The 9,290-nt window shown below is 70.7% G+C and carries 9 protein-coding genes and 1 pseudogene; 4 read left to right on the top strand and 6 right to left on the bottom strand.

Features of this window, described 5'->3' with window-relative positions; translation table 11 throughout:
* The 3 genes and pseudogenes from AC2CHE_RS09395 to AC2CHE_RS09385 form a co-directional block, all read left to right on the top strand.
* A pseudogene (locus tag AC2CHE_RS09395) lies at window positions 1–739 on the top strand (hypothetical protein); the annotation flags it as partial.
* A gap of 246 nt (window positions 740–985) precedes the next feature.
* Window positions 986–1,795, top strand: a complete 810-nt coding sequence (locus AC2CHE_RS09390; RefSeq protein WP_484504509.1) for a metal-dependent hydrolase — start codon at window positions 986–988, stop codon at window positions 1,793–1,795.
* Window positions 1,792–1,947, top strand: coding sequence for a hypothetical protein (locus AC2CHE_RS09385; RefSeq protein ID WP_484504508.1), 156 nt, complete (start codon window positions 1,792–1,794; stop codon window positions 1,945–1,947). Before AC2CHE_RS09390 ends, AC2CHE_RS09385 begins: the two co-directional genes overlap by 4 nt.
* Before the next feature lie 70 nt (window positions 1,948–2,017).
* On the opposite strand, the gene AC2CHE_RS09380 is transcribed toward AC2CHE_RS09385, so the two are convergent.
* The 5 genes from AC2CHE_RS09380 to rox form a co-directional block, all read right to left on the bottom strand.
* Window positions 2,018–2,611, bottom strand: a complete 594-nt coding sequence (locus tag AC2CHE_RS09380; RefSeq protein WP_484504507.1) for a nucleotidyltransferase family protein — start codon at window positions 2,609–2,611, stop codon at window positions 2,018–2,020.
* Between the two features lie 241 nt (window positions 2,612–2,852).
* On the bottom strand, window positions 2,853–3,959 hold the full coding sequence (locus AC2CHE_RS09375; protein WP_484504506.1) for a hypothetical protein: 1,107 nt from the start codon (window positions 3,957–3,959) through the stop codon (window positions 2,853–2,855).
* 202 nt (window positions 3,960–4,161) lie between these two features.
* A complete protein-coding gene (locus tag AC2CHE_RS09370; protein ID WP_484504505.1) occupies window positions 4,162–5,841 on the bottom strand; it encodes a bifunctional 3'-5' exonuclease/DNA polymerase in 1,680 nt (559 codons plus the stop codon).
* A 104-nt stretch (window positions 5,842–5,945) separates the two neighbouring features.
* Window positions 5,946–6,068, bottom strand: a complete 123-nt coding sequence (locus AC2CHE_RS09365) for a hypothetical protein (RefSeq protein ID WP_484504504.1) — start codon at window positions 6,066–6,068, stop codon at window positions 5,946–5,948.
* Window positions 6,055–7,488 carry a rifampin monooxygenase gene (rox, locus tag AC2CHE_RS09360; RefSeq protein ID WP_484504503.1) on the bottom strand — a complete coding sequence of 478 codons (1,434 nt, stop codon included), beginning with the start codon at window positions 7,486–7,488 and terminating at the stop codon, window positions 6,055–6,057. Before rox ends, AC2CHE_RS09365 begins: the two co-directional genes overlap by 14 nt.
* Window positions 7,489–7,805: 317 nt before the next feature.
* Here rox and AC2CHE_RS09355 point away from each other — a divergent pair, with 317 nt between their 5' ends.
* A complete protein-coding gene (locus AC2CHE_RS09355; protein ID WP_484504502.1) occupies window positions 7,806–8,201 on the top strand; it encodes a VOC family protein in 396 nt (131 codons plus the stop codon).
* Between the two features lie 53 nt (window positions 8,202–8,254).
* On the opposite strand, the gene sigJ is transcribed toward AC2CHE_RS09355, so the two are convergent.
* Entirely contained in the window at window positions 8,255–9,178 is a 924-nt protein-coding gene (sigJ, locus tag AC2CHE_RS09350) for an RNA polymerase sigma factor SigJ (RefSeq protein WP_484504501.1), read from the bottom strand.
* Window positions 9,179–9,290 lie beyond the last annotated feature (112 nt).

Genomic DNA, 9,290 nt, shown 5'->3' with positions numbered 1-9,290 from the left:
GCGGGGGGCGGTCGCCCGGCCCTGGACACTGGCGGCGGTCGCGGTGCTGGTCGCCATGGCGGCCGGGATCGGCGCCGCGCTCACGGTGGTCGGCACCGGCGCGAACCAACCCGGTCCGGGGACGCAGAGCCCGCAGTCGTACGACGTGGGCGCGCCGGGGCACGGCCGCCCGTTCCCGCGCGACGGGCGACGCCCGCCCGGACCGCCGCCGGGCGGCCTCGTCCCTCCGCCGCTGCCCTGCGTACGGCCATGGGTGGACGGCGCCCCGCTACGCTCCGCCCCACCGCGGCCCGGCGACGCATTCCGGCCCCCCGCCGGGTGGGTGTGGCATGCCGACGCCGACGGCTTCCGGGTGGCGTTGCCGGGCGACTGGCGACACTCGCGCGAGAACGACGTGGCCTGCTTCCAGGATCCGGCCACCGGCCGCGCACTGACCGTGGCGGACAGCACGGACGCCACCACCGAGCCGACGGACCGACTGCGGGCGGTGCGGGATCGGGAGCTGGCCGGCGGCACCCTGCCGGGCTACCAGGAGTTCCGGCTCGGTCGGGTCGACGACGCGATCGAGTGGGAGTTCAGTTGGCTGACACCGCACGGTGACCGGCTGCGCGCCGCGCAGATCGTGCCGGACGGTCCGGTGCGGGGCCGCTCCTGGACGTTGGGCTGGATCACGCGCGAACAGGACTGGACGGGTGCGGCGAGCCAACTTGCCACCGTCCGGCTCGGCTTCCGACCCTAGGCCCGGCTCTCCGGACGGTCTCGTTGGCCGCCGTCGTCGTCGCAGCCGGCGACGACACGTCCCATGGCCGACAGATCGAGCCGGGCGACCATCACGCGCTGCCATACTCCCTGGTGGTCGGCCAGGTCCGCCGACCGACTCCGAACCCTGTCCGCAGTGGACGTGGCGGTGGTCCCCCTGCGGCGTCGCCGCGAACTACAGTGGCGTAGTTTTGGCGCTCAAGATCCCTGGGGAGGGCGAGCCGAGATGATGGGACCGTCGCACGCGCTGTCTGGCGCGGCGGTATGGCTGAGCGGGTCCTGGGCGCTACAGCAATTCTACGACTACGAGCAGTCGCCCTTGGCGTTGGCCGTCGGCACCGCCGTCTGCGCCGGTGGGGCACTGCTGCCCGATCTCGACCTGTCCGGCAAGGTCACCCGCAACCAGGGTGGCGCGACCGTGGCCCGTACGTTCGGCGTCTTCTCGCTGTTCGTCGCCGAGGTGGTGGAGAAGATTTCGCTGGGCGTCTACTACGCCACCAAGCTCAGCCGCGATCCCAAGCGCAGCAATGGTCACCGGACGCTGACCCACACCATCCCGTTCACGGTGCTGGTGGGTTGGGGCACCACCACGGTGTGCGCGAGGTACGGCAAGTGGGCGGTCATCGGCATCCTGTTCTTCATGATCGGCCTCGCCCTGCGCGGCCTGTTCGACAAGTGGGCCGAGCGCGCGGGCTGGGTCATCGTCACTCTGGTCTCGGCTGGCGCGGCCGTCTTCACCGCCGCGAACCTTCCCGGCGACCGGGGTTACCCGATGATCGGGCTGGCCGTCGGCGTGGGCAGTTTCGTGCACATCATCGGCGACATGATCACCAGGGCCGGCGTACCGATCCTCTGGCCGATTCCGATCAGACGCCGGATGTGGACACCGATCAGCCTGCCCGACAAGATCGCGCTGCGGGCCGGCGGCAAGACCGAGATCGTCGTGGTCCGCACCGCGCTGACCATCGTGTCGGTGCTTGCCACGGTCGGGCTGGCCGCCCCCTCGGTGCTCCAGAAGTTCAACCTCGACCTGTGAGTGTCGAGGCCGTCGATCCGGCGATCGTGGCCGCCGACGAGGCGGTGCCACGGCTCCAGCAGCGCACCTCAAAGAACTCCGCCCACTGGTACCCCCCCTCCCGGACCTCACTCGTTGATCATGAGGTTAGCGGCAGTTTGAAGATCATCTAGTGCCGCTAACCTCATGATCAACGGGGCAGGGTGTGGGCGGGGGCAGGGTGTGGGGGGGGTGGGGGGTGGGTTAGACGCCGATGCGTTGTTCGGGGACGGTGAGGCCGTACAGGGCCATCAGCTCGGGGGTGTCGACCCGGCTGCCGTCGGCCACCGTGTCGCAGGCGATGTCGACGATCTGGTCCTTGTGCGCCAAGAGGTACGGCCGGGCGCCGACGGCGCCGCTGGCCAGGGTGGCGATGCCCGGCCAGTGTCGGCGGCCGAACAGCATCGGGTAACCGCGCAGCCCGTTGTAGGTGGCACAGACCAGCACATCGGGGAAGGGCAGCGCGGCCACCCGGCGCACCGCCGCGGCGGTGAGCCCGGGCATGTCCACCGGCACCACCACCGCCGCCTCGACCCGGTCGTCGTCGATGCCGGCAAGACCGGCCCGGATGGACGAGCCCACGCCGGTACCCCAGGCGCGGTTGACCACCACCGTGGCGCGGCTCAGATCGGCGGTCGCGCGGACCTGGTCGGCCGCGGCACCCAGGACGACCACGATCTGCCCGCAGCCCGCCTCCGTCAGCGTGTCGATCATCTGGTCCACCAGGGGCTTGCCACCCTGGTGCAGCAGGGCCTCCGGCCCGCCGATCCGACGGCCACCCCCCGCAGCGATGATCATTCCTGCGATCCGGTTCAGAGCTGCGCTCCCTCCAGCGTGGGAGTGGTCGGGGCCACGTGACCCCGACCCTCCCGTCCTACGCACACCGTTTGCAACGACAGCGGTCGGAGGAGAGTCGCGGGGCATTTGGTGTAAATTGGGTATCTATCAGGCTCCCACCGTCAGTCCGGCTGATCCGCTGTGCTCGGCCCGAGGCTTGTCCGCCACTGCCCGGTGAGGCGCCGGGGCGCGATCTGATCGGCTACGGTTCGCGACGGGTGGCCAGGCGCAGCCGGCGTTTGACGCCACCGGCCGCGCGGGTCCTGAGCCGGGAGAGGACGTTGACGCCGTCGCCTTGGCCGTCCGGCCGCCGACTGAGGGTGTCGGCGTGACCCAGCATCCCGACGATCGTCTCGACAGCGACCTGGAGCAGTTGTTCCGCGTCCAGCTCGTCGGGGCTGGTGCTCTGCCGCATCACGGTCGGCCGCAGGTCGTCGAGGTCACCGACGATCCGACACGGGTAGTCCTGAAGCTCCTTGATCTGCTGCTCCGCCTGCTCCCGTACCCAGTCTGCCCGGTCCAGGCCGACGCCGAAGGGTATCCCCTCGCGCCGCTTGAGCACGGCGTCGACCAGGTGTCGGTGGACCACCTTCTGGTACGGCGTCCGCAGCGGATACCTGTCGCCCAACGTCAGGTTGACCCGGCGGAGCAGTTCGATCTCGGCGGCGCCGAGCGACGGGTTCGAGGTGGGTTTCGCAAGTTCACACAGCCCGTCGGGAATGCCCAGGATGCCGGCGAAACGGTGCCACAGCAGGTCCCTCGGCGCGCCGGGCGGCGGAACCGTCACCAGATACCGGTGCGCTTCGGGGACCAGGTCGCCCCAGCGGCGCAGCATGCGCGGCGCCGTGTGGTTGTTCCAGAAGGCCTCGGCCCTGCCCTCCTCGACGGCGCGCATGAACGCCCCGAACCGCCAGCCGCTGCGCGCGCGGACGCTCTGCTGCCAGAACGAGGGGAACGTCCGCCACAGGTCACGACCGGCCGCGATGACGTGGACCTCGGCGGCCTCCAGGCTCTCCACCGCCCGGGCGGCCTGCGCGCTGGTCGCCGCACCCAGCCCCTCGTTGCTGATGATCACGTCACCGGGCCAACTGCGCGCCTTCTCGGCCAGCCGGTCCCAGGTCCAGTAGGCGTCGCTGTCCCGCCAGGGCGCCGCGCGCAGATCGGCCATCGCCTGGTCGTGCGCCACCGCACTGCCCGGCAACAGAATGCCGGCATGCTGTAGGGCGGCACGATTTTTCCAGAGCACGTTCTGCACATAGGTGCTTCCCGTTTTCGGCGCACCGATATGCAGATAGACGCGTCTGGCCATGCCGCCTCCCGGGCACCGACACCATGTCGATCGAAGTGGTCACCTTTGCCGAGCCAGGGTGACACACGGCGGGCGTACGCCAAAACATCGGGCGACGCCTTTTCCGGCAGAAGAATCACCTGTTGTCGAGAGATGTATGGCTCACGAAATTCTCGTGAACAGTCTCGGGCCGACCGACCTGATCATCAATGCCCGACGATGATCAGGCCGCGTCGGCATAGCACTCCACAATGGACAGATCCAACGGGAAGCGGACCGGAGTGTCCCCGAACAGCAGCGCGGTGGCCCGTCGACCGGCCCGGTCGACCGCCTCGGCGACCTGCCCGGCCTGCGTCGCCGGGCAGTGCACGATCACCTCGTCGTGCTGAAAGAAGACCAACTCGGCCCGGGTGCCGGCCAACTCGCCGCGAAGCACCGCGAGCAGGGTTGACGCCCACTCCGCCGCGGTGGCCTGGATGACGAAGTTGCGGGTGAACCGGCCCCGGGACCGGGCCGCCCGGGCCCGGGGTGACTGGGCGTCGCTGCCCGCCTCCGGATCCGTCACACCCTCCTCGTCCCCGCCGAACCCCGCCGTGCCGGGTGGGCAGGTCCGCCCCAACCAGGAGCGCACCAGGCCACCCGCCTCACCGGTCCGCGCCGCCGCCTCGACGTAGCCGAACGCGGTCGGGTAGCTGCGCCGCAGCACCGCCAGCGCCGGCACCGCCGACCCGCCGGTCTGCCCGTACATGGCCCCGAGCAGCGCCAGTTTGGCGCGACCCCGGTCACCGCCGAACGCGTCCCGAGCCAGTGCGGCGTAGAGGTCACCGGTCGCCCCGGCGGCAGCGAGCCGAACGTCACCGGAGACGGCCGCGAGCACCCGTGGCTCCAACTGCCCGGCGTCGGCCACCACGAATCGCCAGCCCGGATCGGCCACCACCGCCCGGCGGATCACCTTCGGAATCTGCAACGCGCCACCACCGCGGGTGGCCCACCGCCCCGACACCACCCCGCCGGGAACGTACTCCGGCCGGAACCGACCGTCGCGCACCCAGGCGTCCCGCCATGCTCGGCCGTGCGCCGTCCAGATCCGGTACAACTCCTTGTACTCCAGGATCAGCGGCACCGCCGGGTGATCAACCCCGCGTAGCACCCAGGCCCGGGTGTTCGGCAGCTCCACGCCGACCCGCGCGAACGCCTTCAGCAGCTCGGCCGGGCTGTCCGCGTACACCTGCCGAACCCCGAACGCCTCGGCGATCCGCACGGCCAGTTCCGCCAACCGGCGCGGCGGCCCGCCCATCGGAGAGGGCTCACCCAGCAGTTCGGCGAGGACCGAGTCGTGCACGTCGGCCCGCCAGGGCAACCCGGCCGCTCCCATCTCGGCCGCGATCAACCCACCTGCCGACTCGGCCGCCACGAGCAGCCGGAACCGCCCCGGGTCGCCGGTCGCCGCGACCCGGCCGACTTGGTCGGCGTACACCCGGGTCAGCGCGGTGATGCCGGGGCCCGACGCCCCCGGCACGGCGTCGAAGAGCGCGCCCTGACCGGTGCCGGGCGGGGTGGCGGCGCGCGGCGGCGGATCGGCCGGCACCGGCGCACCGGTCAACCGTGCCCAGGCCGCCGCCAGCCCACGGGGCTCACCCCAGCGACCGGCGTGCCCGAGCAGCAGCGCCTCGGTCAACTCCAGGTCGTGGCAGCGCTGGACCGCGACCCCGGCGCGCAACAACGGCGGGTAGAGCGCGGCTCCGGACGCCCACACCCAGCGCGGTTGGTCGGTACGCTCCCGGGCGGCCACCGCTGCGGGTAGATCGACGACCGACTCGGGCACACCCAGTGGCGCACCGGCCGGGTCGAGGGGTTGCAGCACTCCCCCACCCCGCTCGTCCGAGACCACCGCCACCAGCACGAACGTGATTCTGCCCGGCCCCTGCGACAGACCGGGACGGGCCTCGGTCGCTGGTGGCCCCGACGAAGATCCATCCGCAGCAGTTGACGATCTCCCGACGTGTGTCAGGACCGGTCGGCCCCCCGACGGATCTCCCCGGGGTTGACGAACCGCTTGTTGAACCGGGCGAGCCAGCGCGGTAACGGCATGCCGACCTCCTCATTCTCGTGCGCGTCAACGAGCACCACCGAACCACCGGGCCAGCGCCACCTCAAGGGGCTGCTGGTCCGCGCCGACCCAGGCGACGTGCCCGTCGGGCCGGAGCAGGACCGCCGGCACGTCCAGTTCCTCGCTGGTGTCGACGACATGACCTACCCGGTCGCGCCAGCCGTCCACCGCGAGCCGTCCGGTCTGGTCGAGCAGCAGCCCGTTGCCGGAGCGCATCAGCTCGAACAGCCGCCCACGTTTGACCTGGACATCGCGCAGCCGCCGGCCGAGCAGCCCATGCCCCTCGCCGAAGTCGTACCGGACGCTGACCGCCGTGATCTTCTCGATCAGGAACCGGTTGACGTCGTCGAAGTCCATCAGCTGCGCCAGCAACCGTCGGACGGCCTGCGGACCGGGCTCGTTGGTGGTCAACTCCATCTGGGCACGCGTGTTGTCCAGCACGTCCGCTGCCACCGGATGCCGCTCGGACTCGTAGGTGTCCAGCAGGTCGTCCGGTGCCCAGCCGTCGATCGCCGCCGCCAACTTCCAACCCAGGTTGAACGCGTCCTGGATCCCGAGGTTGAGCCCCTGACCGCCCATCGGTGGGTGCACGTGCGCGGCGTCCCCGGCCAGGAACACCCGTCCGACCCGGTAACGCTCCGCCTGGCGGGTGGCATCACCGAAGCGCGACAGCCAGCGGGGCGAATGCAGCCCGAAGTCCGTGCCCGCGTATGCGCGCAACTGTTGCTGGAACTCCGTGAGCGTCGGCGGCTTCGACCGGTCTTCGGCCACGTGCTCGGCCGGCACGACCACCCGGAATGTCCCCGGCGTGCCCGACGGCCCGACCCCGAACCGCTTCTCGGTCTTGCGTACCTCGGTCACCACCTCGGCGATGTCCTCCGGTGACGCCGTCACCTCGACTTCACCGAGCAGCGTGTCGACTCGCGAGGGCTCGCCAGGAAAGCCGACGCCGAGCAGCTTCCGAACCGTGCTGCGTCCGCCGTCGCAGCCGATCACGAACCGCGCGCGTACCGGCGACACGTCGTCGTTCCCAAGGTGGACGCTCACGCCGTCGTCGTCCTGCTCCAGTGCGACCGCCGCGCAGCCCCGCCGGATCTCGGTGCCGACCTCGGCGGCGTGCTCGGCGAGCAGCCGGTCGGTGAGCGTCTGCGGAATACCGAGCACGTATCCGTGGGCGGTGTCCAGTCCAGTGGGGGCAGGCTTGTCGATGCCCGCGAAGAATCCCCGGATCGGAAACTGCCTACCGTTTTCGAGGAAACGCTCCAGCAGCCCTCGCTGATCCAGCACCTCGATGCTACGTGCGTGCAGCCCGAGCGACCGCACGAACGGTGGCGGCTCGGCCGCTTTCTCCAACACCAGCACGCTGGCGCCCCGCAGCCGCAATTCGCCCGCCAGCATCATGCCGGTGGGTCCGCCGCCGACAATAATCACATCGAACATCAGTCCCCCAAGTGCACCCATTTTTGCCGCTCGGCCGACGATTGTGCGCCACGACCGGGGTCTTGCCGCAATCCCTGGGGTGCGGTATATGTTGACAGTGGCAGGGAGTTCCTGGGTCGAATTGTGGATCTGCAGTGACACGATCCCGTGCCGGCCGTACCAGATCCGCTCGGTCTGGCGAGCGGCCGGAGTCAGTGGTCGACCGCCGCGCCCATGCCCGGCAACGAGCGGCTTCTGGCCGACCGGCCATCGACCCTGGTAGTCGGTGTCCGATTCGTTCTGGACTGCTCCGGCATCATGCCCGTACCGTCGAATTCATGGCACCCACCTTCAACGCGATCGGCCTCGCAGTGGCCGACATGGCCGCGTCCCTGTCCTTCTATCGGCGACTCGGCCTGGAGTTCCCGGCCGGCGCCGAGCAGGAGCCGCACGTCGAGACGACGGTCGCGGGGGGTATCCGTCTCATGTGGGACACGCATGCCTCGTTGCAGTCCTTCGATCCGGGCTACCAGCCAGCACCGCCCTCCGGTGGCTGGGCCTTCCTCTGCTCCGATGCGGCAGAGGTGGACCGATGCCACCACGACCTGGTCGCTGCCGGATACTCGTCGGTCAACACGCCCTGGGACGCGCCGTGGGGACAGCGTTACGCACAGGTACGCGATCCGGACGGCAACGTCGTGGACCTCTTCGCCCGGACCCCGTCACCGCAGTAGAGCGCTCAGGGGCACGCCGGCCATCGCCCGTACCTCGCGTGCGAGCCGGAACCTCAGTCGTCACGCCGCTCGTGCGCCAGCTTGTCCGGAGCCCGGACGATGTCGATGCGTACGATGCGCTCGCCGAGCGTGGTGAACGAGACGACGCTGTCGAGCACACCGTCGACGTAGAGGCCGACCCCGAGGTCTCCGTTGAGGTGGAGCAGTCGCACCTTCTGGTTGGTGGCGACGCCGCCGACGACGCCGAGGACGTACCGGGTGACCTTGTCGCGGCCGACCACCGGGTGCCGCGCCGCGGTCACCCGGCCGCCACCGTCGGTGGTCACGACGACGGACTCGTCCAGCAGCGCGATCAGGCCAACCACGTCGCCACTGGAGGCCGCCTTCAGGAACGCGGTGACGGTCCGCTCGTGTTGGGAGGCGTCCACCTTCACCCGCGGCCGGCCTGCCTGCATGTGCCCGCGGGCTCGCGAGGCTAGGCGCCGGACCGCGTCGGGTGAGCGGCCGACCACCCCGGCCACCTTGTGGAACGGCATCCCGAACAGGTCGTGCAGCACGAACGCCGTCCGCTCCGCCGGGGTCAGCGATTCGAGCATGATCATCAGTCCGAAGCTGACCGCGTCGTCGAGGGTGACCCGGTCCGCCGGGTCGACGCCGCCGGGCAGCTTCTCGATGATCGGCTCGGGCAGCCATGGCCCGACATACACCTCGCGACGCACCCGGGCCGAGCGCAGCACGTCCAGGGCGGCCCGGGCGACCACCACGGTGGCCCAGGCCTCAACGTCGGTGACCGGCTCCCGGCGGTCCGCCGCGACGAGCCGCAACCACGCCTCGGAGACCACGTCCTCGGCTTCGCCGGGACGGCCCAGCACCGAGTACGCCACCCGGATCAATCGTGGGCGCGCCCGCTCGTACCGCTGGGCCAACTGGTCCTCACGGCGTGCGGCGTCGTCGTTCCTGGTGGGTTCACTGCTCATGGACACATGACGGAACGGCGCCGCGGCATGTGACATGCGACGCCGTAGCGGGTGCGGCCGGCGGTGTCGGCCATACCGGCGGCTCCGACCGCTTGACGTACGCGGTATGTCA

This window comes from Micromonospora sp. ATLC16 (assembly GCF_057196645.1).
This window is presented reverse-complemented; position numbering and strand designations above follow the sequence as displayed.

What these genes read in the sequence shown, in the direction of transcription:
- AC2CHE_RS09380 (WP_484504507.1), bottom strand. Translation starts at nt 2,611, where the DNA reads ATGATCATCGCTGCGGGGGGTGGCCGTCGGATCGGCGGGCCGGAGGCC.
- rox (WP_484504503.1), bottom strand. Translation starts at nt 7,488, where the DNA reads ATGTTCGATGTGATTATTGTCGGCGGCGGACCCACCGGCATGATGCTG.
- AC2CHE_RS09390 (WP_484504509.1), top strand. Translation starts at nt 986, where the DNA reads ATGATGGGACCGTCGCACGCGCTGTCTGGCGCGGCGGTATGGCTGAGC.
- sigJ (WP_484504501.1), bottom strand. Translation starts at nt 9,178, where the DNA reads ATGAGCAGTGAACCCACCAGGAACGACGACGCCGCACGCCGTGAGGAC.
- AC2CHE_RS09375 (WP_484504506.1), bottom strand. Translation starts at nt 3,959, where the DNA reads ATGGCCAGACGCGTCTATCTGCATATCGGTGCGCCGAAAACGGGAAGC.
- AC2CHE_RS09355 (WP_484504502.1), top strand. Translation starts at nt 7,806, where the DNA reads ATGGCACCCACCTTCAACGCGATCGGCCTCGCAGTGGCCGACATGGCC.